24 protein-coding genes and 4 pseudogenes are annotated in these 23,033 nt (G+C 70.3%); 5 read left to right on the forward strand and 23 right to left on the reverse strand.

Annotated elements, in window-relative coordinates; all coding sequences use genetic code 11:
* From BN971_RS19170 to pyrH, 6 genes and pseudogenes are all read right to left on the reverse strand, one after another.
* A pseudogene (locus tag BN971_RS19170) lies at positions 1-858 on the reverse strand (cytochrome c biogenesis CcdA family protein); the annotation flags it as partial.
* 4 nt (positions 859-862) lie between these two features.
* Positions 863-1,369, reverse strand: coding sequence for a disulfide bond-forming protein DsbE (gene dsbE / locus BN971_RS19175; RefSeq protein WP_085180795.1), 507 nt, complete (start codon positions 1,367-1,369; stop codon positions 863-865).
* Between the two features lie 108 nt (positions 1,370-1,477).
* Entirely contained in the window at positions 1,478-2,536 is a 1,059-nt protein-coding gene (gene rlmN / locus BN971_RS19180) for a dual-specificity RNA methyltransferase RlmN (RefSeq protein ID WP_090350455.1), read from the reverse strand.
* A 22-nt stretch (positions 2,537-2,558) separates the two neighbouring features.
* Positions 2,559-3,482 carry a phosphatidate cytidylyltransferase gene (locus BN971_RS19185; protein ID WP_090350457.1) on the reverse strand — a complete coding sequence of 308 codons (924 nt, stop codon included), beginning with the start codon at positions 3,480-3,482 and terminating at the stop codon, positions 2,559-2,561.
* 32 nt (positions 3,483-3,514) lie between these two features.
* A complete protein-coding gene (gene frr, locus BN971_RS19190; protein WP_085180793.1) occupies positions 3,515-4,072 on the reverse strand; it encodes a ribosome recycling factor in 558 nt (185 codons plus the stop codon).
* A 9-nt stretch (positions 4,073-4,081) separates the two neighbouring features.
* A complete protein-coding gene (gene pyrH, locus BN971_RS19195) occupies positions 4,082-4,840 on the reverse strand; it encodes a UMP kinase (RefSeq protein ID WP_085180792.1) in 759 nt (252 codons plus the stop codon).
* Between the two features lie 321 nt (positions 4,841-5,161).
* On the opposite strand from pyrH, the gene mbp1 reads away from it, so the two are divergent.
* On the forward strand, positions 5,162-5,401 hold the full coding sequence (gene mbp1 / locus BN971_RS19200) for a microaggregate-binding protein 1 (RefSeq protein WP_085180791.1): 240 nt from the start codon (positions 5,162-5,164) through the stop codon (positions 5,399-5,401).
* Positions 5,402-5,684: 283 nt separating this feature from the next.
* A complete protein-coding gene (locus BN971_RS19205; RefSeq protein ID WP_085180790.1) occupies positions 5,685-6,428 on the forward strand; it encodes a winged helix-turn-helix domain-containing protein in 744 nt (247 codons plus the stop codon).
* Positions 6,429-6,469: 41 nt separating this feature from the next.
* Here BN971_RS19205 and BN971_RS19210 read toward each other — a convergent pair whose 3' ends face one another.
* Positions 6,470-7,405 (reverse strand): lysophospholipid acyltransferase family protein, encoded by a 936-nt coding sequence (locus BN971_RS19210; RefSeq protein WP_085180871.1) that lies wholly within the window; start codon positions 7,403-7,405, stop codon positions 6,470-6,472.
* A gap of 94 nt (positions 7,406-7,499) precedes the next feature.
* On the reverse strand, positions 7,500-8,054 hold the full coding sequence (locus BN971_RS19215; RefSeq protein ID WP_085180789.1) for an MPT63 family protein: 555 nt from the start codon (positions 8,052-8,054) through the stop codon (positions 7,500-7,502).
* A gap of 292 nt (positions 8,055-8,346) precedes the next feature.
* Between BN971_RS19215 and BN971_RS25970 the strand changes: the two are divergent.
* Together BN971_RS25970 and BN971_RS19220 are read left to right on the forward strand one after the other, a co-directional pair.
* A pseudogene (locus BN971_RS25970) lies at positions 8,347-8,504 on the forward strand (NAD(P)-dependent oxidoreductase); the annotation flags it as partial.
* Between the two features lie 140 nt (positions 8,505-8,644).
* The gene (locus BN971_RS19220) at positions 8,645-9,064 is read left to right on the forward strand and encodes a MarR family winged helix-turn-helix transcriptional regulator (RefSeq protein ID WP_085180788.1); all 420 of its coding nucleotides are present in this window, start codon (positions 8,645-8,647) and stop codon (positions 9,062-9,064) included.
* A gap of 6 nt (positions 9,065-9,070) precedes the next feature.
* Here BN971_RS19220 and BN971_RS19225 read toward each other — a convergent pair whose 3' ends face one another.
* The 11 genes and pseudogenes from BN971_RS19225 to BN971_RS19275 all read right to left on the reverse strand — a co-directional run bounded on the left by BN971_RS19225 (position 9,071) and on the right by BN971_RS19275 (position 19,495).
* Positions 9,071-10,486: an amidase gene (locus BN971_RS19225; RefSeq protein ID WP_085180787.1), complete on the reverse strand. Its 1,416-nt coding sequence runs from the start codon at positions 10,484-10,486 to the stop codon at positions 9,071-9,073.
* A 32-nt stretch (positions 10,487-10,518) separates the two neighbouring features.
* Complete coding sequence (gene tsf, locus BN971_RS19230; RefSeq protein WP_085180786.1) at positions 10,519-11,346, reverse strand: translation elongation factor Ts; 828 nt, start codon at positions 11,344-11,346, stop codon at positions 10,519-10,521.
* 1 nt (position 11,347) lies between these two features.
* A complete protein-coding gene (gene rpsB / locus BN971_RS19235; protein ID WP_085180785.1) occupies positions 11,348-12,202 on the reverse strand; it encodes a 30S ribosomal protein S2 in 855 nt (284 codons plus the stop codon).
* 443 nt (positions 12,203-12,645) lie between these two features.
* Positions 12,646-12,814 (reverse strand): annotated as a pseudogene (locus BN971_RS25980) (site-specific integrase); the annotation flags it as partial.
* Positions 12,815-12,847: 33 nt separating this feature from the next.
* On the reverse strand, positions 12,848-14,011 hold the full coding sequence (locus BN971_RS19245) for a lactate 2-monooxygenase (RefSeq protein WP_085180782.1): 1,164 nt from the start codon (positions 14,009-14,011) through the stop codon (positions 12,848-12,850).
* 35 nt (positions 14,012-14,046) lie between these two features.
* Positions 14,047-14,892, reverse strand: coding sequence for a siderophore-interacting protein (locus BN971_RS19250; RefSeq protein ID WP_085180781.1), 846 nt, complete (start codon positions 14,890-14,892; stop codon positions 14,047-14,049).
* Positions 14,893-14,924: 32 nt separating this feature from the next.
* A pseudogene (locus tag BN971_RS19255) lies at positions 14,925-15,657 on the reverse strand (DprA-like winged helix domain-containing protein).
* Positions 15,654-17,165 carry a YifB family Mg chelatase-like AAA ATPase gene (locus BN971_RS19260; protein WP_085180779.1) on the reverse strand — a complete coding sequence of 504 codons (1,512 nt, stop codon included), beginning with the start codon at positions 17,163-17,165 and terminating at the stop codon, positions 15,654-15,656. The pseudogene BN971_RS19255 and the gene BN971_RS19260 overlap by 4 nt, the downstream one beginning before the upstream one ends.
* On the reverse strand, positions 17,165-17,554 hold the full coding sequence (locus BN971_RS19265; RefSeq protein ID WP_085180870.1) for a YraN family protein: 390 nt from the start codon (positions 17,552-17,554) through the stop codon (positions 17,165-17,167). The genes BN971_RS19260 and BN971_RS19265 overlap by 1 nt, the downstream gene beginning before the upstream one ends.
* A gap of 96 nt (positions 17,555-17,650) precedes the next feature.
* Positions 17,651-18,472 (reverse strand): formate dehydrogenase accessory sulfurtransferase FdhD, encoded by an 822-nt coding sequence (fdhD, locus tag BN971_RS19270; RefSeq protein ID WP_085180778.1) that lies wholly within the window; start codon positions 18,470-18,472, stop codon positions 17,651-17,653.
* Positions 18,473-18,505: 33 nt separating this feature from the next.
* Positions 18,506-19,495, reverse strand: coding sequence for an NAD-dependent epimerase/dehydratase family protein (locus BN971_RS19275; protein ID WP_085180777.1), 990 nt, complete (start codon positions 19,493-19,495; stop codon positions 18,506-18,508).
* Between the two features lie 192 nt (positions 19,496-19,687).
* Here BN971_RS19275 and BN971_RS19280 point away from each other — a divergent pair, with 192 nt between their 5' ends.
* Positions 19,688-20,470, forward strand: coding sequence for a GAF and ANTAR domain-containing protein (locus tag BN971_RS19280; RefSeq protein ID WP_085180776.1), 783 nt, complete (start codon positions 19,688-19,690; stop codon positions 20,468-20,470).
* Positions 20,471-20,472: 2 nt separating this feature from the next.
* Here the strand turns inward: BN971_RS19280 and BN971_RS19285 are convergent, their stop codons facing one another.
* The 4 genes from BN971_RS19285 to rplS form a co-directional block, all read right to left on the reverse strand.
* Positions 20,473-20,778, reverse strand: coding sequence for a DUF2469 domain-containing protein (locus BN971_RS19285; RefSeq protein WP_085180775.1), 306 nt, complete (start codon positions 20,776-20,778; stop codon positions 20,473-20,475).
* Positions 20,775-21,551 (reverse strand): ribonuclease HII, encoded by a 777-nt coding sequence (locus BN971_RS19290; protein WP_085180774.1) that lies wholly within the window; start codon positions 21,549-21,551, stop codon positions 20,775-20,777. Before BN971_RS19290 ends, BN971_RS19285 begins: the two co-directional genes overlap by 4 nt.
* 13 nt (positions 21,552-21,564) lie before the next feature.
* Positions 21,565-22,431 carry a signal peptidase I gene (gene lepB, locus BN971_RS19295; RefSeq protein ID WP_085180773.1) on the reverse strand — a complete coding sequence of 289 codons (867 nt, stop codon included), beginning with the start codon at positions 22,429-22,431 and terminating at the stop codon, positions 21,565-21,567.
* Between the two features lie 70 nt (positions 22,432-22,501).
* Positions 22,502-22,843 (reverse strand): 50S ribosomal protein L19, encoded by a 342-nt coding sequence (gene rplS, locus BN971_RS19300; protein ID WP_085180772.1) that lies wholly within the window; start codon positions 22,841-22,843, stop codon positions 22,502-22,504.
* Between the last annotated feature and the right edge of the window lie 190 nt (positions 22,844-23,033).

A 23,033-nucleotide genomic window follows, 5' to 3' on the forward strand; every position in this document is an offset into this window, starting at 1 on the left:
TTTCGCCCGCCGGTGCAGGGCGCCGGCGAATGCGCCGACGGATAGCAGGATCAGCGCCACCGCCCACGGCCGGGCCCCGTGGTCGTGCACCCAGCCCGCCAGCACGCCCTGCAGCCGTCCGGCCGCGGTGATCACCGCGTCCGGCCCGGTCGCTCGTGGGCCGGACAGGCGCAGCTCGTAGACGCCGTAGTAGGCCACGTACAGCCCGACCGGCACCAGCAGCGCGCCCCCGAGGCGATGGACGAACGGCAGCGCCCGTCGCAACCGGTCGGCCACGGCGGTGCTCGCCGCCGCCGCCGCGACCGCCAGCACGCCGACGACCAGGGTCAGCCCGGCCACGTAGGCGAGGTAGATCGCCAGCGCCGACACCACCGATCCCCCGCGCAGGCCCGCGGCCGCCACGGCGAGGAACGGGCCCACGGTGCAGGACAGCGACGCGATCGCGTAGGTGATGCCGTACCCGTACATCGACCCCAGCCGCGCGGTGGGGGCCCATTGCGGTCGAAGCGCGCCGGGCGTCAGCGCGGTCACCTCGCGGCCCGACAGCAGCCAGAGTCCGAGCCCGACAAGGACCAGGCCGATCAGCACGGTCGCGTAGGGAAGGTAGCGCTGCACAGTCGCGGCCGCCGAGATGGTCAGCACGCCGAACGAACCGAAAACCGTCATGAACCCGAGCGCCATCACCGCCGTGGCCGCCAGCGCCCTGCCCACCGCCGCCAGGGGCGCCGGGAACCGTCCGCCGGACCCCTGCCCGCGCACCACCAGCAGCAGATACCCGGGCAGCAGGGCGAACCCGCACGGGTTCAGCGCCGCCACCAGCCCGGCGGCGAAGGCCAGACCGACAAGACCGTGGTCCACGGCGTCAGCGCGTCAGCGCGGCGACCCGGCCGGACAGGTCCTGCTCGGAGATGGCCGAGGTGGGGTTGTTGACGAACGTCGAGCTGCCATCGGGCCGGTAGAACACCCACGCCGGCTGCCAGGGCACGTTGTAGCGCGCCCAGATCGAGCCGTCGGCGTCGTTGAGGGTGGTGAAGTTCAGGTTGTACTTGGAGACGAAGTTCTGCATCGCGCCCACGTCGGAGTGCGCGGCGACGCCGACGAACGTGACGGCCGGGTTGGCCGCCGCCACCCGGCTCACGCCGGGCGCCTCGGCGTTGCAGAACGGGCACCACGGCGTCCAGAACCACAGCACCGCCGGCTTGCCCTGCAGGCTCGCTCCGCTGAACGGCGCGCCGCTGAGGGTGGTCCCGGTGAACTGCAGCCGGTCGTCAGCGGCCGACGAGCGCGGCGCATTGGCTAGCCCGACCACGATGACCAGCGTGAACGCGACCGCGGCAAACAGCTTGAACGGGAAGAACGAACGGAACATCGAGACACCCCTTGTTTGCTGGCTACTGTCGGAGAAGACGCGCGGAAGCCCCGCTTGGTTCACCGCTCGGCGGCCAGCTGTCCGCAGGCCCAGTCCGAATCGCCCGCGCTACCGCCGCCCGCCTTCGGCGGCCAGCTGTCCGCAGGCGGCGCTGATCTCGCGGCCGCGGGTGTCGCGCACCGTGCACGAAACCCCCTTGGCCCGGACCCGTCGCACGAATTCGCGCTCCACCGCCTTGGGGCTGGCGTCCCACGCACTGCCCGGCGTCGGGTTGAGCGGGATGAGGTTCACGTGCACCAGCGGCCCGAGGACGCGATGCAGCCGCTCGCCCAGCAGGTCGGCCCGCCACGGTTGGTCGTTGACCTCGCGGATCAGCGCGTACTCGACCGAGACGCGGCGGCCGGTGGCGTCGGCGTAGTAGCGCGCGGCGTCCAGCGCCTCTGCGACGTTCCACCGGCCGTTGACCGGCACCAGCGAGTCGCGCAGCTCGTCGTCGGGGGCGTGCAGCGACAAGGCCAGGGTCACGCCGAGGCGTTCGTCGGCGAGCTTGCGGATCGCCGGGACCAGGCCCACCGTCGACACCGTCACCGAGCGCGCCGAGATGCCGAAACCCTGCGGCGGCGGATCGGTGATCCGGCGCACCGCGGCCAGCACCCGCGCGTAGTTGGCCAGCGGCTCCCCCATGCCCATGAACACCACGTTCGACAGCCGGTCGCCCCCGAAGTCGTCGCGCAGGGCCACCGCGGCGGCGCGGACCTGTTCGAGGATCTCCGCGGCCGACAGGTTGCGGGTCAGCCCGCCCTGACCCGTCGCACAGAACGGGCAGGCCATTCCGCACCCCGCCTGCGAGGAGATGCACACCGTATTCCGCTGCGGGTACCGCATCAGCACCGACTCGACCGTCGCCCCGTCCAGGGCCCGCCACAACGTCTTTCGGGTCTGTCCGGCGTCGCAGGTGACGTCGGTGACCGGCGTGAGCAGCGTGGGAAACATCGCCTCGGCGATGCGCTCGCGCAGCGCCGCCGGCAGGTCGGTCATCTCCCGCGGGTCGGCGATCAGGCGGCCGTAGTACTGGTGGGCGAGCTGCTTGGCGCCGGCGTCGAGGTCGGCCAGGTGCCGCGGCGGCCTGCTCGGCCGGGGCTCGTCGAAGATCAACTGTTGGGCCATGACATGCCCAGTATGGGTCAGGTCAACGCACCAGCGTCAGCACCGTCCAGGTCGCGACCGCCGACGGCAGCACGCCGTCGAGCCGGTCCATCAGCCCGCCGTGGCCGGGCAGGAGCCGGCCCATGTCCTTGATGCCGAGGTCGCGCTTGACCTGGGACTCCACCAAATCCCCCAGCGTGCAGGTGATCACCAGGACCACCCCCAGCAGCACGCCAATCCACGGCGATCTGTCGGCCAGGAAGGTCGCGGCCAGGGTCGCCGCCGTGATCCCGAAGATCAGGGAACCGGCGAACCCCTCCCAGGACTTCTTCGGGCTGATCGCCGGGACCATCGGGTGCTTGCCGAACAGCACCCCCACGGCGTAGCCGCCCACGTCGGAGGCGACGACGGTGAGCATCAGGCAGAACACCCGGCCCGCCCCGTCTTTCGGGTAGACGAGCAGCGCGGCGAAGGAGGCGAACAGCGGCACCCAGGCGGCCAGGAAGACCGTCGCGGACGCGTCGCGCAGGTAGTTCGCCGAGGGCGAACCGACGAACGGATCTGGTCGTTTGCTGTTGTCCTGCATCAACAGCCGCCAGAACAGGCAGACCACCACGGTGACACCGAAGCCGGACAGCGCGCCCGCGGCGTGGAACGGCCACGTCAGCCACACGGTGAGCTGACCGCCCGCCAGCAGCGGGACGACCGGGATCGAGTACCCGGCCTCGCGGAGCCGGCGGACCACCTCGTGGGTGGCGACCAGGATGGCCCCGGCGACCAGGACCACCCAATAGCGGGGGGCGAATAACAGCGTCACGATCAGGACGCTGCCGATGCTGGCCCCGACGGCGATCGCGGCCGGCAGGTCGCGCCCCGCCCGGGACGTCTTCTTCGCAGGCTGGCGCACGGTCTGGCTGGGCTCATCCATCGGCTCGTCGGACGGGATGCCTGCGCCGGTGGTTGCCACGGGCCCGGATTTATTTCGCTGCTGAGCGGCCGCTAGACCTCCAGCAGCTCGCCTTCTTTGTGCTTGACCAACTCATCGATCTGCGTGACGTACTGGTGGGTGGTCTTGTCCAGGTCCTTTTCCGCCCGGCCGACCTCGTCCTCGCCGGCCTCGCCGTCCTTGCGGATTCGGTGCAGCTCCTCCATCGTCTTGCGACGGATGTTGCGCACCGACACTTTGGCGTCCTCCCCCTTGCCCTTGGCCTGCTTGACCAGCTCGCGGCGGCGTTCCTCGGTGAGTTGGGGCACCGCGACCCTGATCAGGGTGCCGTCGTTGGTGGGGTTCACGCCGAGGTCGGAGTTGCGGATCGCCGCCTCGATGGCGCCCAACTGGCCGGCCTCGTAAGGCTTGATGACGACGAGCCGCGCCTCGGGGACGTTGATGCTGGCCAGCTGCGTGATCGGGGTGTTGGTGCCGTAGTAGTCGATGGTGATCCGGGAGAACATGCCGGGGTTGGCGCGGCCGGTCCGGATGGTCGACAGGTCGTCGCGGGCGACAGCCACCGCTTTTTCCATTTTCTCTTCGGCATCGAAGAGAGCCTCATCGATCATCGTTTCCCCTCAGGTGGTGACCAGCGTCCCGATCTTCTCACCGGCGACCGCGCGGGCGATATTGCCATTGGTCAGCAGGTTGAACACCAGGATCGGCATGCCATTGTCCATGCACAGGCTGAACGCGGTCGCATCGGCCACCCGCAGCCCGCGGTCGATGACCTCGCGGTGGCTGATCGCCGCGATGAGCTTGGCCTCGGGGTTGATCCGCGGGTCCGCGGAGAACACCCCGTCGACCGCCTTGGCCATCAGCACCACCTCGGCGCCGATCTCCAGCGCCCGCTGCGCGGCGGTGGTGTCGGTCGAGAAGTACGGCAGTCCCATGCCGGCCCCGAAAATGACCACCCGTCCCTTCTCCAGGTGGCGCACCGCGCGCAGCGGAATGTAGGGCTCGGCCACCTGCCCCATGGTGATCGCCGTCTGGACCCGGGTCACGATGCCTTCCTTCTCCAGGAAGTCCTGCAGCGCAAGGCTGTTCATCACCGTGCCCAGCATGCCCATGTAGTCAGAGCGGGTGCGTTCCATCCCCCTCTGCTGAAGCTGGGCGCCCCGGAAGAAGTTGCCGCCGCCGATCACCACGGCGACCTGGACCCCGTCGCGCACCACCTCGGCGATCTGCCGGGCGACCTGTGCGACCACGTCGGGATCCAGTCCGACCTGGCCCCCGCCGAACATCTCGCCGCCGAGCTTGAGCAACACTCGCGCATACTTCGATCGCCGCGCCGGCTGGCCGAAGTAATTGGTGGTCGGCTCCGTGGACTCCGTCATCAGACTCCTCGCATGAGAGCGCCATCCCGGGCGACCTCATCCGGAACGGCATTGCACATCCTGCCTCATCGCAGCACAACGGGGCGTCGGAGGGGTGCATTATCTGCACACTCTGGGGCCGGTATCGGCGCCGCCGGCGCACGCGCCTGGAGAAGCGGATGTTTGAGCGGGCGGTGCCAGCGGGAATTCGCACCATCGCGGCGGGTTACGCAGGTTTCGAGAACCGGGGACCACGGCCGCCGCGTGACCGGGCCGATCGCCTGATCGGCCGGCGTTGGGCGAGAACGCTCAACAAGGACGCCACCAAGAAGGAGCTAATCCATGGCGGACAACAACAAGTCCGGACCTGCCGAAGGCATCAAGGGCGTCGTCGAGGACGCCAAGGGCAAGGTCAAGGAAGCGGTCGGCACGGTTACCGGCCGTGACGACCTCACCCGCGAGGGCCAGGCTCAGCAAGACAAGGCTGAGGCGCAGCGCAACGCGGCCAAGAAGGAAGCCGAGGCCGAGGCCGCCCGCGGCGGTGCCGAGGCAGCCGAGCAGCGCCAGAAGTCTCACCAGTAACTGGTCGAAGCTTGTATCCCGGATGGGTCCGGTCTGCGAAAGCGGACCGGACCCATCAACGTTCGAGCGTCCGGTCTGCGAAAGCGGACCGGACCCATCAACGTTCGAGCGTCCGGCCTGCGAAAGCGGACCGGACCCGTTAGGTTCTCCTAGTCGGGGGTGACGGCGAGCCGGGGAATCACTTGCATGGATTTGCTCCGAATCGGGTACCCAGCTTTGCGCTGGCGGACATGTCCCCGGCGCCAGGGGTCGGGGTTCAGGGTCCCCCGACAGAGCTTTGGAGATGTCGTTGGACGTGCTGCTCCTCACCGACGAGGACGACTTCGAATCGGCGGTGCCCGCGCTGAGCTCGATAGCGCGGAGCATGCGACGCGCACCGCTCACGACGTCGGACGGCGACGGCCGGGGCGGCGACCCCGACGTCGCGATCATCGACGCCCGCACTGACCTGGCGGCGGCGCGCAGCCTGTGCCAACGGCTGACGGCCGGGAGTCCCGCCATCGCGGTGGTGGCCGTCATCGCACCGGCCGACTTCCTGGCGGTCGATGCCGACTGGCACGTCGACGACGTGATACCGCCGGCAACCGGCGCGGAAGAGCTCCAGGCGCGCCTGCGGCTGGCGGTCACCCGTCGGCGCAGTGCGCTGGACGGCGCCTTGAAGTTCGGTGACCTGATCCTGCACCCGGGCAGCTTCTCGGCCTCACTACAAGGCGAGGACCTGGGCCTGACGCTGACGGAGTTCAAACTCCTGAATTTTCTGGTGCAGCACGCGGGCCGCGCGTTCACCCGGACCCGGCTCATGCACGAGGTCTGGGGCTACGACTGCCACGGTCGCGTCCGAACCGTCGACGTCCACGTGCGCCGGTTGCGCGCCAAGCTCGGAGCCGAGCACGAGTCGATGGTGGACACGGTCCGGGGGGTGGGCTACATGGCGGTGACGCCGCCGCATCCGGAATGGATCGTGCACGAGCCGACGGCCGCGGCGGCGCCGGCACTCGCGCAGACGATCGATCCCGTCGCACCGTAAACCGTTGCGGCGCAACCACACTGCAGTCACACTGCGGTCCATTATCCGAACAGCGGAAACGCCCGCTTGCGCGCAAGCGCGTCCATGCCGTCCTGGATGGCGTCCTGCACTTCGTGGTACTTGCTCTCGACGTACGCGTCGTCATCGGCACGCGCGGGGTCGTGGTCGAGCTCCACGGCCGGCATGAATCGGGTCCGGATCTTGGCCGGCAGCGGCAGCTGGGGCAGCGCGGCGGGCGCGATACCCCACGGCAACGAGATCGCCAGCGGGAACACCTTGAGCCGCAACAGCCGATCGAGCCGCAGGGCCTGGGACAGCCGGTCACCGCGGATCAGCACGGGCATGGCGTCGGCGCCGCCCACGGTCGAGATCGGCACGATGGGCACGCCCGCGCGAATTGCCATCTTGACGAAGCCTTTTCGCCCGGCCAGGTTGGCGCGGTCGCGTTCGGTCCACGGACGCAACGAGTCCACTTCCCCACCCGGCCACAGCGCGACGTCGCGCCCCTGGGCCAACGCGGTGGCGATCGCGTCGGGGGCGGCCGGAAGCACACCCATGGACCGGAAGTAGCGCCCGATCAGCGGTATTGCCATCAGCGCGTCGTGCGCGGTGCCGTGCAGCTGGCGCTCGGGTCCGAAGTGCCGCCACCACTGCAGGCCGACGGTCCACGCGTCCCACACGAACGGAGCCCCCGAGTGGATGCCGACCAGCAGGACCGGCGGTTCCGGGATGTTTTCCCAGCCGTCGATCTCCATCCGAAACCAGTGGTCCACGAGCGAGTTCCAGAAATACTTCTGCCGCTGCAGGGCGGCCTCGTCGAAGCCGCTGAGGTCCCACGCGCCCGCTCGCTCGGCCACCCAGCCGGCCACCCCACCGGCATGGCCGTTGCGCCGCTCCGCCATGGCGGCCCGCGCCTCCTCGGCGTTTTGCTGCGCCTGTTCGCGAACTTCTGCGGGCCTGTGATCGTCGCAACTCATGCCGGCGGGGTACCCCATCTCCTCGCGCGCCATGCCCGCATACGCAGTCCTCCCCGCGTCACCGGAGTGACGCGGGGAGGATGTGGTGAGCGGATCAGCTGTGGACGGCCGGGCTCGGCGGCGTGCCCGGGGCCGCGCTCGAGTTCGGTGCGCCCGAGCCCCCAGGAACGTTCGACGTCCACATCAGGACGTCCTGCCCACCCGCGTTGTACGCGACGCCGTTCGGCGGGGCACCGGTGACATCGAAGTACACGACGCCGGTCGATTCGCCGCCCTGCGGAATCGGCGCGGGGTTGAGGCCGTTCGGAGCCGGAACGTTGTCGATCACGTGGTAGTTCTGGCCATTGGGCCCCCGGGCGATGAAGTCGCTGACGATCGGGGTGACGGTCCCGCTGGTCGCCCGGGCGGTGATGTTCGCCTCGTACAGCGTGCCCTTGGGGGTGTAGCCGGGGATCGTGACGTTGGTCGGCTGCAGGTTGCTGACGGTGTAGCTGGTGACCATGGGTCCGTCGACGAGTTGCTCGCTGGTGCCGAATCCCTGGATGTTGGGCGGCGGCGCGGCGGAAGCGATCGCCGGGGCGAACATCGTGGCGGCCGCTATCCCCGCAGCGGCAATCGCTGTCTTGGCGGCGGTTTTGGTGAACTCCATTGCACATTTCCTTTCGAATCCAATATTCGCTCCCCCCGAAGGGCGATAAGCGCACACGACTATGCGTAACCACTCGGCACCCGGGCTAAACGCGGCGACTTTCGGCGAATTGTCCGCGCGACGCCCTTAACTGCGCAGATCGTGACGAATCCGATTTCGGCGCCGCAATTCTCCTCGTTCACATCTTTCACATTCGCATCAATTCCCACAAACGGATTAGCCGGCGCACCCCCGGGTATCCGACCGGTTTAGGCACGCGCGCGGAGCCAGGGCGTGCTGAACATAAAGGGCATTGACAGAGAGCTTTGCGGCGCAACAGCAAACCGTCGCCGGCGTGCAGTCCCGGATGAACCCGTCCCCGACTGTGGCGAAAGCAGCGACCTCGGATCGGGCAAACTCGTCGGCAAGAAAGCGATTATCGCATTTGCCAGAGATGGCAGCGACGCCCTCCGCCGACCGGCCTGAGGCGCGGGGACGGCTTCCCGGCTTTCGTCGTCTTGGGCATCAGAAATCCTCGTTGACCGGTGAACATGGCTTGCGCTGCCGGTCGGTTACCCCGCCCGTGCCCGCGGTATGTAAGGATCGTTGACATGGTTGAGGCCGAAGACCCGCCGCTCGGGTACCTGCTCTACCGGGTGGCGTCCGTCCTGCGCCCGGAGGTTTCGGCCGCCCTGGCGCCCCTTGGCCTGACGCTGCCCGAATTCGTTTGCCTGCGCATCGTTTCGCAGTCGCCGGGGCTGTCCAGCGCCGAGCTGTCGCGACAGGTGAGCGTCACACCGCAGGCCATGAACAGCGTCCTGCGCAAGCTCGAGGACATCGGGGCCGTGGCCCGGCCGGAGTCGGTGTCCTCGGGCCGGGCGCTGCCGGCGACGCCGACCCAGCACGGGCGCGGGCTCCTCAAGCGCGCCGAGGCCGCGGTCAACGAGGCCGACGCCCGCATCCTCAGCAAGCTGACGCCGGCTCAGCAGCGCGAGTTCAAGCGGATGCTCGAGAAGCTCGGATCCGACTGACGTTCTTCAGTCCTGAATGCGCGCCCACGGCTTGGCCTCTTCGAGTTCGTAGGCCAGCTCCAGCAGCAGCGCTTCCTGCCCGAGGTCGGCCGTGAGCATCATGCCTACCGGCATGCCGTCGCCGGACTGGGCCAGCGGCAGCGACATCGCCGGCTCGCCGGTGACGTTTTGCAGTGGGGTGAAGGAAACCCAGTCGATCAGCCGGTCGATGACCTGCCGGTAGTCGGTGGGAGCCAGGTGGCCGATGCGGGGCGTCTCGTCGGCGAGGGTGGGCGTGAGCACCGCGTCATAGGTCGCGAACAACTTGGCGGTGTGCCGACGAACCCTGCGCAGGCGCACGATCGCCAGCGGCAGACGATGCAGGTTCCGGCTGGTGTGGCGCTCCAGCCCCAATGTGAGGCTGTCCAGTCGGGTCCGGTCGAACGTATCCCCGAACATCCGCCGGCCGCCGCGGATCTGGGCGAGCGCCAGGAATCCCCAATACAGCACGAAGTCGTCGACGAAGTTGGCCGGTATCGGCGGCTCGGCGAGGTGTTCGACGCGGTGGCCAAGCTGTTCGAGTAGCGCGGCGGACTTGAGCGTCAGTTCCCTTACCTGCGGACCGCTTTCGCGCTGCACCGACCGGGTCAGGACGGCGATTCGCAGCCGCCGCCGGCCGGGGCAGGTGACGTCTCCGATCGGCGCCAGCTTGTGGTTGCGCCAGATGCGTTCGGCCTCCCGGTAGAACGCGGCCGTGTCCCGCACCGTGCGGCTCACCACGCCGTTGACGACGACGCCCACCGGCATCCGCCGCAGATGCGGATCCAGCGGCAGCCGGCCACGCGACGGCTTCAGCCCGACCAGCCCGTTGCACGCGGCCGGGATGCGGATGGAGCCGCCGCCGTCGTTGGCGTGTGCCATCGGCACCACGCCGGCCGCGACGAACGCGCCCGATCCCGACGACGACGCGCCCGCGCTGTAGTCGGTGTCCCACGGGTTGCGGACCGGCCCGAGCCGCGGGTGCTCGGCCGACGCGCTGAAGCCGAACTCCGACAGCTGCGTCTTGCCCACCGGCGCCAAGCCCGTCGCCAGGAACAGCCGCGTGAATTCGCTGTCGGAGGTGGCGTTCCAGGGCGTCCACGCGTCGGTGCCGTGCATGGTCGGCTGACCGGCGATGTCGACGTTGTCCTTCAGGAACGTCGGAACGCCGCTGAAAAACCCGTCGGCGGGCTTGCCGTTCCCGGCATTCTCAGCGGCCTCCCGCGCTTGCCGAAACGCCGCATAGGCCAAGCCGTTGAGGACGGGGTCGACGACCTCGGTGCGCGCGATCGCCGCCTCGATGACCTCCGCCCGGCCGACCCGGCCGGCCCGGAGTGCGTCGCTAAGGCCGACCGCGTCGAGGTCACCGAGGGCATCGTCGCAGAAAGCGTGGACGCGTCGCATGGCACCGACGCTAGCCCGCCCGCGGGGGCCGCTCAGGCCTGACCCACCTCGAAGCGCACGAACCGGGTCACCGACACCCCGGCCTCGTCGAGCAGGGCCTTGACGGTCTTCTTGTTGTCGGACACCGATGGCTGCTCGAGCAGCACGGCGTCCTTGAAGAAGCCGTTGAGCCGGCCCTCGACGATCTTGGGCAGCGCCTGCTCGGGCTTGCCTTCGGCCTTGGCGGTCTCCTCGGCGATGCGGCGCTCGCTGGCCACGACCTCCTCGGGCACGTCGTCGCGGGACAGGAAGCGGGCCTTGAGCGCCGCGATCTGCAGCGCCACCGCGTGCGCGGCGGCTGTGCTTGTGTCCGGGTCCTCACCCGTGAATTCGACCAGCACGCCGACGGCCGGCGGCAGGTCGGCGGCCCGCTTGTGCAGGTAGGTCTCGACATTGCCGTCGAAGTACTGCACGCGGCGCAGCTCGAGCTTCTCGCCGATCTTGGCCGAGAGGTCGGCGATGGCCTGCTCGACGGTCTTGTCACCGATCTTGGCCGCCTTGAGGGTGTCGACGTCGGTGGCCTTGGCGGCCAGCGCGGCGTCGACGACCTGGTCGGCCAGCGCCTGGAATTCGGCGTTCTTGGCGACGAAGTCGGTCTCGGAGTTGAGCTCGACGAGCGCCCCGCCCTTGGCCGCGACCAGGCCCTCGGCGGTGGCGCGCTCGGCGCGCTTGCCGACGTCCTTGGCACCCTTGATCCGCAGCGCCTCGACGGCCTTGTCGAAGTCACCGTCGGTCTCGGCGAGGGCGTTCTTGCAGTCCAGCATTCCGGCGCCGGTGAGCTCCCGAAGCCGCTTGACGTCGGCGGCGGTGAAGTTCGCCATATCAGCCTTCCGTGGGTGTTGGTTCTGTGGCGCCCGCAGCGGCGTCGGTGGGGCCAGACGATGGAGTGGTGGCAGCTGTCGCTGTCGCCGAGGCCAGCAGCTCCTGTTCCCATTCGGCGAGCGGCTCGGCGGCCTCGGCTTCGGGCTTGCCGTCGCCGCGGCCCAGGCCGGCGCGCGCCTGCAGGCCCTCGGCGACCGCCGAGGCGATCACCTTGGTGAGCAGCGCGGCCGAGCGGATCGCGTCGTCGTTGCCCGGGATCGGGTAGTCGACCTCGTCGGGGTCGCAGTTGGTGTCCAGGATCGCGATCACCGGGATGCCGAGCTTGCGGGCCTCGCCGACGGCGATGTGCTCCTTGTTGGTGTCGACGACCCAGACCGCCGACGGCACCTTGTTCATGTCCCGGATCCCGCCGAGGCTGCGCTCCAGCTTGTTCTTCTCGCGGGTCAGACCCAGGATTTCCTTCTTGGTGCGGCCCTCGAACCCGCCGGTCTGCTCCATCGCCTCGAGCTCCTTGAGGCGCTGCAGCCGCTTGTGCACGGTGGAGAAGTTGGTGAGCATGCCGCCCAGCCAGCGCTGGTTGACGTACGGCATGCCGACGCGGGTCGCCTCGGCCGCCACGGACTCCTGCGCCTGCTTCTTGGTGCCGACGAACAGCACCGTGCCGCCGTGGGCGACGGTCTCCTTGACGAACTCGTACGCCTTGTCGATGAACGTGAGCGTCTGCTGCAGGTCGATGATGTAGATGCCGTTGCGGTCGGTGAAGATGAACCGCTTCATCTTGGGGTTCCAGCGACGGGTCTGGTGCCCGAAGTGGGTGCCGCTGTCGAGCAGCTGCTTCATGGTGACTACGGCCATTGCCGGTATTCCTTTGTGTCGGTTGTCGCCCGGCCTCGGGTGAGGCCCAGCCCTGGCGCCTGCGCAATGCCGCACCCGTCTCCGGGGAAACCCCGAGATGGGACCGCACGGCAATCGATCGGTTGCAGGCGCGCGAAGTCAGCCCGCGAACGAGCTGCGACCAGCAGTTTACACGGGCTCAGCCCATGGTTATGCACAGCACCGACTGGCGTCGCCGTCGATCCGGTACTGGACTGCACGGCGTGCGGCGGGCCATCGGGGTGGTGCTGAGCGTGGGGCTGGCCTGCGCGGCGCCGGCGGCTGCCGACGATCCCCGGCTGGAGTGGCCGCTGCGGCCGCCGCCCGTCGTCACCCGCGGGTTCGACGCGCCGACTCCCGACTGGCAGCCCGGGCACCGGGGGGTGGATCTGCCCGGGTCCGCCGGCCAGCCGGTCTACGCGCCGGGCGACGCGACCGCAGCACCGGCAGACTCAGCCCGGTCACGCCGACGCCGCGCGCGTCGAGGAACGCCAGCAACGAGCGCACATCCCCGAGATAGGCGCGCCGCGTGTGCGCCGAGCGATCGCACTGCAGGTTCAGGTAATCGTCGAACTCCTCGAGGATCGCCTCCACGCCGTCAACGTTGGCAGGCGCCGCGGGCGCGACTCAGACGACGCGCCGCAGTGTGTCCGGGGTGAGATCTTCCAGCGTGGGATAGCCGTCGACGGCCATGATCAGGTCGGCCTCGGCGAGGATGGTGCGCAGCACGTGCACGACGCCGTCGACGCCGCCAAGGGCCAGGCCGTACGCGTACGGGCGGCCGACGCCCACCAGGTCCGCGCCCAGGGCGAGCGCCTTGACGGCGTCGGCGCCACTGCGGACGCCCGAGTCGAACAGCACCGGCAGCCCGTCGGCCGCCTCCACCACCGCCGGCAGGCAATCCAGGGCGGGCAGGCCGCCGTTGGCCTGCCGGCCGCCGTGGTTGGAGCAGTAGATGCCGTCGACGCCCCCGTCTTTGGCGCGGCGGGCGTCGTCGGGATGGCAAATGCCCTTGACCAGCAGCGGCAAATCGGTCAACGACCGCAGCCAGGGCAGGTCGTCCCACGACAGCGCGGAGCCGAAGACCTGCACCCAGCGCAGCACGGCTCCCTGCGGGTCCTCCTCCGGCGGGCGGGGCAGGCCGGCGCGGAACACCGGGTCGCTGGTGTAGTTGGCCAGGCAGTGCCCGCGCAGCTGGGGGAAGTTCGCGGTGCTCAGGTCGCGGGGGCGCCAGCCGGTGACCCAGGTGTCCAGGGTGACGACGATGCCCTTGAACCCGGCGGCCTCGGCGCGGTGCACGAAGCTTGCCGCCAGCTCGCGGTCGTTGGGCGTGTAGAGCTGGAAGAACCCGGGCGTATCGCCCAGGGCGGCGGCGACGTCCTCCATCGGGTCGACGGACAGCGTCGAGGCCACCATCGGGACGCCGGTGCGGGCGGCCGCGCGGGCGGTGGTCAGGTCGCCGTGACCGTCCTGCGCGCACAGGCCGATGACGCCGATCGGCGCCATGAACAGCGGCGACGGCAGGGTCAGGCCGAACAGCTCGACGGTCAGGTCGCGCTGGGCGGCTCCGGCGAACATGCGCGGGATCAGGCCCCACCGGTCGAAGACCTCGCGGTTGGCCCGCTGCGTGCGCTCGTCGCCGGCTCCCCCGGCGACGTAGGACCAGATCGACGGCGGGAGCGCCAGCTCGGCCCTGGCCTCCCACTCCGCGAACACCATCGGCAAGGGCGGCACCACCCCGGCCAGGCCCCGCAGGTAGATCTCGTTCTGGTAGTCGCCGAAGTGTGCCATGCGTTAGAGGATGCCAGCGCCCGCTCCAGCCCCGCTCAGCCCCCGGCTTCGGCCTCGGCGAGCTCCTTCTTCCACTGCCGGAACGTCTCCTCGGTGCGGCCGCGGCGCCAGTAACCCGAGATCGACGCCCACTTCGCGTCCACGCCCCGCTCGTTGCGGATGTAGGGCCGCAGGTTGTGCATGACGGCCTGGGCTTCGCCGTGGATGAAGGCGTGCACCTGGCCGGGCAACCACTGCGCGGTGGTGACGGCCTCGATCAGCGGGGCGAAGTCGCCGGCGCGGTCCTCGGGGACCAGGTCGGCGCGGCCACCGCGATACACCCAGCTCACCTCGACGTTCTCGGGCGCGGTCAGCGGAATCTCGTCCTCCTGGCCGGCGACCTCGATGAACGCCTTGCCGACCGCATCGGCGGGGAGCGCCTCGAGCGCCGCGGAGATCGCGGGCAGCGCCGATTCGTCGCCGGCCAACAGGTGCCAGTCGGCGGCGGGGTCGGGGGTGTAGGCGCCGCCGGGGCCCATCAGGTGGATGGGCTGGCCGGGCTGGGCCGCGGCGGCCCAGGGCCCCGCGATGCCGTGCTCGCCGTGCACGGCGACGTCCACCGCGATCTGGCGGGCCTGCGGCTCGACGTGGCGGACGGTCAGGGTCCGCACGGCGGGCCTCTTCGCGGGCGGCAGGACGTCGAAGCTGTCCAGCGTCAGGGGGTGCGGCAACGCGGCCACGTCGACGTCGGGACCGACGAACACCAGCTTGACGTAGGAGTCGGTGAATTTGCTGGGCACGAACGTCTCGAAATGCCCGCTCCCGAGCACCACCCGCACCATGTGCGGGGCGAGCTGCCGGGTTTCGACGACCTCGAAGCTCTGCACAGGTCGACCTGCCACTTCCCCTCCTGTCCGGACCCGACCCCCGTCGACTATACGAGCCGCGAGCGCGCGGCCGCCCGGCCCGCGGTGACGCGCACGATTCGCCACCGGCCGTCATCGCGGCGCGTCAGCCCGGCCAGCTCCAGCATCGCCAGCGGTCCGAGAACCTGCTCGGGCGGCAGGCCCGACGCGATCGCGATCTCGTCGACCGTGACGGCCCCACGGCCCGGCAACGCCTCGTACACCCGGCGCTCCGCGCCGCCGAGGCCATCCAAAGGAGTCGCCGGGTGCGGCTCGTCGGGCGCCAGCTCTCCGATGCGACCGACCAGCTCCACGACGTCGCCGGCCCGGGTCACCAGCTCCGCGCCGTCGCGCAGCAGGGCGTGACACCCCGCCGACGCCGACGAGCGCGGCGGCCCGCTCGGCGACCTCGTCCAGGAGTGCCGGACCGAGCGCCCACAGGGCCAGCGGGGCGACCGGGTCCCTGCCGCGCGACCCGGCCGCACCGCCGAACGCCGCGAACGCCAGCGCCGGCCACTCGTCGCTGTCGGGGGTGATCAATCGCCCGCCCCGCGCGGACAGCTTCGCTAAATCCCCTGCCGCGCAATCAATTTCGCGCCTGGCCTCGGTGCGCCGGGCCAACTCGGCGTCGACGTGCCCGCGCCTCACCCGCTCGGCGGCCTCCACCGGACCGACGCCGCCCACCAGGGCGACAAGCTCCGCGCAGGGCGGCTCGACCACCCGCGACAGGTAGGCCCAGGCCCGCAGCACGGCATCGCTCATCGGTGCGCCCCCGCCTGCCGGAAACTCAGCGCGGTGGTGACCTCTTCGATCCCCGGTGACGTCCGCCCGGCCAGGTCGGCAAGGCTCCAGGCGACCCGCAAAGTGCGGTCCAGGCCGCGGATGCTGAGCAGCCCGCGGTCCAGCGCTGCGCGCAGCGGTTCCATCGCGGCGTGGCCCGGGCGGAACCTGCGTCGCAGCAGCGCCCCGCTGACCTCGGCGTTGGTGGCGAATCCGTGTGGGCGCCAACGCTGGGCGGCGGCGGCCCGCGCCAGCGCGACGCGTTCGCGCACCCGTGCCGTCGACTCGGCCTCGGCGCCCGAGAACGCCCCGGCACGCACCGCGTGCATCTCCACCCGCAGGTCCACCCGGTCAAGCAACGGTCCGGACAGCTTGCCCAGGTAGCGCCGTTTGGCCGCGGCCGCGCAGATGCAGTCCTGCGGGTCGGCGGGGGCGCAGGGGCACAGATTGGCCGCGAGCACCAGCTGAAACCGGGCCGGGTAACAGGCCACCCCGTCGCGGCGGGCGAGGCGGATTTCGCCGTCCTCCAACGGAGTTCGCAACGCCTCGAGCGCGCTGACGCTGATCTCGGCGCACTCGTCGAGGAACAGCACGCCGCGATGCGCCCGGCTGACCGCGCCCGGGCGGGCCATCCCCGATCCCCCGCCGACGAGCGCGGCGACGGTGGAGCTGTGGTGCGGCGCGACGAACGGCGGCCGGGTGATCAGCGGAGTGTCCCCCGACAGCAACCCGGCGACCGAGTGGATGGCGGTGACCTCCAGCGCCTCGCTGTCGGACAGCGGCGGCAATAGGCCGGGAAGTCGTTGGGCCAGCATGGTTTTCCCGATGCCCGGGGGGCCGGTCAGCATGAGGTGATGCGCCCCGGCGGCGGCCACTTCCACCGCGAACCGGGCTTGGGCCTGACCGACCACGTCGGCCAGGTCCGCCCGGTCCTCGGGCTCCGGGGTTCCCCCGTCGATCCGGTCGACCAGGGCGGCGGAGCCGCCGAGCCACTTCTGCAGCTGCCGCAGCGTGCGGACACCCCACACGTCGATGCCGTCGACGAGGCTGGCCTCGGCGAGATTGTCGACCGGAACGACGACCGCCGGCCAGCCCTCGCGCTTGGCCGCCAGCACCGCGGGCAGCACCCCGCGCACCGGCCGGACCCGGCCGTCCAGCGAGAGCTCACCCAGCAGCACGGTCTTCTCCAGGCGCTCCCACGGGTTCTTGCGCTGCGCCGACAACACCGCGGCCGCGAGGGCGATGTCGTACACCGATCCCATCTTCGGCAGCGTCGCCGGCGACAACGCGAGGGTGAGCCGCGCCATCGGCCAGCTGTTGCCGCAGTTGGCGACCGCGGCCCGGACCCGGTCGCGGGACTCCTGCAGCGCCGCGTCGGGCAGTCCGACCAGGTGCACGCCCGGGAGGCCCGAGGTGATGTCGGCTTCGATCTCCACGATCTGCCCGTCGAGGCCCCGCACCGCGACGGAGAACGCCCGGCCCAGCGCCATCAGCCGATCCCTTGCAGGTGGGTGATCTCGGGGGTGCGGCGTGAATTCTTGGGTCCGACCCGCACACCGATCACGTCGATGCGGACCGCGGCCCAGCGCCGGTCCTGCCCGGCCAGCCACAACCCGGCCAGCCGGCGCAGCCGCCGGACCTTGCGCTCGGTGACGGCGTGCGGCAACCCGCCGTAGCCGTCGCCGGTGCGGGTTTTCACCTCGACGAACACCACCGTGCGCGTCGCCTCGTCGCAGGCGATCACGTCGAGTTCGCCGTAACGGCAACGCCAGTTGCGGCCGAGGATCCGCAGGCCCATCCTCGTCAGGTGGTCCACGGCGAGCGCCTCGCCGAACGCCCCCAGCTGCAGCCGCGTCATCGTCGTCTGTTGGCTTGTCATGTCGGCCACCGTGCACCGGGACGCCGACACAGGCGCTCGGTCGCGGGCTCCACCGGGCCGGTTATCCCCAGTCCGGCGCCCGTCCACAACGGACGGTCAGGCGATGCGGTCCGGCCTGGTGTAGACGTTCATCGAGTCCTCGCGCAGGAACGCGACCAGCGTCATCCCGGACTCCTCGGCCAGGGACACCGCCAGCGACGACGGCGCCGACACGGCCGCCAGCACCGGAATGCCGGCCATCACGGCCTTCTGCGTCAACTCGAACGACGCGCGGCCGCTGACCATCAGCACCGTGGCGCGCAGCGGCACCCGTCCGCGCTCCAGCGCCCAGCCGATGGCCTTGTCGACGGCATTGTGCCGGCCGATGTCCTCGCGCGCGACGAGCATCGTGCCGTCGGTCCCGAACAGCGCCGCCGCGTGCAGACCCCCGGTGCTGTCGAAAACCCTTTGCGCCGAACGCAATTGGGCGGGCATCGCCCGCAGCGCCTTGGCGGATACCGGGGCGGGATCCGCGCCCGGCGGAAACCGTCCGGCCAGCCGCACCGCGTCCAGCGACGCCTTGCCGCACACCCCGCACGACGAGGTGGTGTAGAAGTTGCGGGTGACGTCGACGTCGGGGGCCGCGACGCCGGGGGCCAGGGTCGCGTCGAGCACGTTGTAGGTGTTCGCACCCGTGACGGTGCCGTCGTCGCAGTAGCGGATGGTCGCCACGTCGTCGCGGCCGGTGATGACCCCTTCGGTCAGCAGAAACCCTTGGGCCAGTTCGATATCCGACCCGGGCGTGCGCATGGTCACGGTGACCGGCGCGCCGTTGACCCGGATCTCCAGCGGCTCCTCGACGACCAGGGTTTCGGGCCGGGTGATGACATTCTCGGCGGTGAGGTGCCTGACCCGCCGACGCGCCGTTACGCGACCCACGACGTCAACCTACAGGGACCCCCGGCGGCGCCGTCACAGCGAGGAGGCGAGGGCGGCCAGGGTTTCCGCCGAGGAGTGGACCGGTCGCCAGCCGAGCTGGGTCTTGGCCTTGGAGGTGTCCATCACCACCGACGTCCGCGCGCTGTGCAGCCACTCGAACATGGACGGAACCTTGGGCACCTTGGAGATCGCCGCCGACGCCGCCGACGCCGCGACCGCCGGCACCCTGACCGGACGGCCGCCCAGCGCCCTGGCCACGTCCGACACCGTGACGGTGCCGTCGCCGGCGAGGTTGTAGGCCCCCGGCGGCGCCGGGGTGGTGGCGGCCAGCGCGACGGCCGTCGCGACGTCGTCGTGGTGCACCAGCTGAAGCGGGACTCCCGGGTCCGGGACGACGGGCTTGAGCACGGGCACGGCGCCGACCACCGCGCGCATCGGGGCCGGCAGCTGGTTCCACGGCATGGCGTCGGCCAGGGCGGTGGCGTTGGGCCCGGCCACGATGCATGGCCGCAGCACGAAGACCTCGAGCGGCGAGTCTGCGGTGATCTCGGCCAGCAGGGCCTCGCACTGCGCCTTCTGCGCCGAGTAATAGTGCTCGGCGGAGCCGCGCGTCGGCACGTCCTCGGTCAGCGGGACGGGGTTGTCGGAGTGGTAGCCGTAGGCGGCCACCGACGAGGTGTAGACCAGGCGATGCGGCCGTCCGGTCGCGGCCCCGGCAACCACCGCCTCGAAGACGTTGCGGGTGCCCTGCAGGTTGATCCGCGCGCTTTCCTCCCGCGAGCCCATGATGATGAACGCCAGGTGGACCACCACATCGGCCCCGGCCACCAACGCGTCGACGGCCTCGCGGTCCAGGATGTCGCCCTGCTGGTAGGTGGTCTTCGACCAGCCGCGCGACGACGGGTCGAACGGGCGACGGGCCATTCCGATGATCGCGTCGACCGCCGGTTCCCGCTCGAGTGCGGTCACCGCCGATATCCCGATCTCCCCAGTTGGCCCGGTGACGGCGACGGTGATACCCATCCGGGGATCCTTCCCCGCCGCGGCACCCCGAAAACCCCGCCTGCGGAATGTCACCGGGCCGGCCGCCCGGCCGCACCGCCGAAACCCGCTGATCGAGCCCGCGGATACCGGTAGCGTATGAGGGTCGTCGGGGACCGATAATCTGGCTGTCGGACGTGAGTCTCATGACGCACGGCTCAGGAGGGGCACAGCATGGTAGACGAGCCGAACGCGGGCGGTGAAATGCCGGGCGGGGAGAAGGCCGACCCGGCGACGGTGTTCGCGGCCCTGGCCGAGATCATCTACCAGGGCTCGGATGCCGGCGAGATGTACTCGGCCATCTGCATCGCCGCCACCCTCGTCGTCCGCGGCTGCGACCACGCCAGCCTCTTGGTGCGCGAGAACGATCGGTACGTCACCGTCGGGGCCAGCGACCGGCTCGCCCAGGAGATCGACGACATCGAGATCCGCGCCGGCGACGGCCCGTGCATCGACGCGATCGAGGAGGAAACCCCGCAGATCGACACCGACCTCACCACGCCGTCGTTGTGGCCCAAGCTCGCCAAGATCCTGGTGGCCGAGACCCCGGTGCGCGGCGCCATGGGCTTCCGGCTACTGGTCGACAAGCGCAAGGGGGCGGCGCTCAACCTGTTCAGCGACACCCCGAACCTGTTCGACGCCGAGTCCGCCGGGCGCGCGGCGGTGCTCGCGTCGTTCGCCAGCGTGGCGATCAACGCCGTCGCCAAGGGTGAAGACGCCGCCAGCCTGCGGCGCGGGCTGCTCAGCAACCGGGAGATCGGCAAGGCGGTCGGGATGCTGATGCTGCTGCACGACATGAGCGAGGACCAGGCCTTCGACTTATTGCGGCGCCACTCGCAGGCGCTCAACATCAAGCTCGCCGACGTGGCGCGCGCCGTCATCGAACAGCGCGGCCAGCTGCCCCCGACGGGCCAAGCCGGCCAAGCCGGCCAGGCCGACATTTCCGCGAACGGCTAGCGCTATTCGGGCAGCCGCAGCTCGGGCTTCTCGACCTCTTCGATGTTGACGTCCTTGAAGGTGACCACCCGCACCTGCTTGACGAACCGCGCCGGCCGGTACATGTCCCACACCCACGCGTCGGACAGCATCAGCTCGAAGTACACCTCGCCGTCGGCGTTGCGCGGCATCATCTCCACGCTGTTGGCCAGGTAGAAGCGCCGCTCGGTCTCGACGACGTAGCTGAACTGGCCGACGATGTCCTTGTATTCGCGGTACAGCGAGAGCTCCATCTCGGTTTCATACTTTTCGAGATCCTCTGCGCTCATCTGCCACTCACCTGCTCGGACGTCCTTCTCGCTTGGTGCTCTGTCTCATCTTCCTCACCCATGTCGGCCGCGTCCCCCGGAGGGTCCGGTTTGCATTCGGCCACCACGCGCCCGCCCGCTCCGCCGGCCACGCGCCGCACGTTGATGAACGAATACCGATGCTCGGCGCAGCGGCCCAGCTCGGTGAGCGCCGCGCCGTGCGCGGGCGTGCTGTAGCCCTTGTGCTCGGCGAAACCGTAGCCCGGATAGTCGGCGTCCATCGCGACCATGAACCGGTCCCGGCTGACCTTGGCCAGCACGCTGGCCGCCGCGATGCAGGCCGCGACCGCGTCGCCGCCGATGACCGGCAGCGACGGAACGGGCAGCCCCGGGACGCGGAATCCGTCGCTCAGCACGTAACCGGGCCGCACGGGCAACCCGGCCACGGCGCGGCGCATGCCCTCGATGTTGGCGATGTGCACGCCGCGGCGGTCCACCTCGGCCGCGGGGATGAACACCACGTGGTAGGCCAGCGCGTAACGACGGATCAGCGGGAACAGCCGCTCCCGCGCGCTCTCGGTCAACTTCTTCGAATCATCAAGGGCTGCGAGGCTTTCCAGCCGGTTCGGCGCCAGCACGCACGCCGCCACCACCAGCGGGCCGGCGCAGGCCCCGCGGCCCACTTCGTCGACCCCGGCGACCGGCCCGAGGCCGCTGCGATACAGCGCGGACTCCAGGGTGCGCAGACCCCCGGACTTGCGGATCACCGTCCGCGGCGGCCAGGTCCGGGTCATATGCGAGCCACGGCTACCCACTCTGCTGGGGGTTTACCGAACTCACACCGCCCCACCGCGACGGTGGCCACACGATGAACCTGGCCTTCCCGATGACGTTGGACACCGGCACCGTGCCCGAGTTCGGGTCGCCGGTGCACAGGATCTCCTTGAGCGCGTCGGCCGGCACGCTCTCGCAGTGGGCGCGCGAGTCGGCCGAGTGGGTCCGGTTGTCGCCCATCACCCACAGCCGGCCCGGCGGGACGTGGACGGGCCCGAACTGGCTGCCCAGGCACGGGTACACCGACGGGTCGGCCATCATGGTGGTCTTGTCCAGATACGGCTCGTGCAGCGGCTTGCCGTCGACCGTCAACCCGGTATCCGCCCGGCACTCCACCGTCTGCCCCCCGACGGCGATGACCCGCTTGACCAGGTCGTTCTCGTCGGGCGGGACGAAGCCGATGAACGACAGCGCGTTCTGCACCCAGCGCAGCACGGTGTTGTTCGACCGGATCGACTTGTATCCCCGGTTCCACGACGGGGGCCCCTTGAACACGATCACGTCGCCCGGGCGCGGTTGGGTGAAGCGGTAGGTGACCTTGTCCACCATGATGCGGTCGCCGACGCAGCCCGGGCAGCCGTGCAGGGTGGGCTCCATGGACTCCGACGGGATCAGGTAGGGCCGCGCGACGAACGTCAACATGACGTAGTACAGCACCACCGCTATGACCCCGAGGACGGCCAGCTCGCGCAGCGTCGACTTCTTCTTGGGCTGGGGCTCGGGTTCGGCATCCGGGGCCGCGGGCGCCTCTACGGGCGCGTCGGGGTCACGGGTGGAGACTTTCGGCTCGGGATGGCCCGGGTCGGGCTGGGGCTCAGGTGAATCCGGGGAGGCGGTCACGAGATCAGCGTAGCCAGCGCGGTGTGGTGCCGCCGAGGCGACCGAGGTCGGCCGCCGAGGCGGCCGGAGATCAGCGCTTCTCCTTGATCTTGGCCTTCTTGCCGCGAAGTTCGCGCAGGTAGTACAGCTTCGCGCGGCGGACGTCGCCGCGGGTGACCAGCTCGATGTGGTCGATGTTGGGCGAGTGCACCGGGAAGGTCCGCTCAACCCCGACGCCGTAGCTCTCCTTGCGGACCGTGAAGGTCTCGCGGACGCCGCCGCCCTGGCGGCGGATCACCACGCCCTTGAAGACCTGGATCCGCTCCTTGGCGCCCTCGATGACCTTCACGTGCACATTGATGGTGTCGCCCGGGCCGAACGCCGGGATGTCGTCGCGCAACGACGGTTGGTCGACAAAGTCCAGCCGGTTCATCTGAAGGCACTTCCTTGAGGTCGGGCTCGCGGCAGGGGTCACCGGGCCGATGGTTTCGGGCTTTCGGCGTATCTCGCAGCATGCGGGAAAGCGGCCCAACCGGCCGACATCCACTGGAGACAACTGACCAATTGTGCCAGACGCCCGGCATACGGAAAAAATCACAGAAAATCGCAGGGTTTGCGGCGCG

This window comes from Mycobacterium bohemicum DSM 44277, assembly GCF_001053185.1.
GTDB classification, from domain to species: Bacteria; Actinomycetota; Actinomycetes; order Mycobacteriales; family Mycobacteriaceae; genus Mycobacterium; species Mycobacterium bohemicum.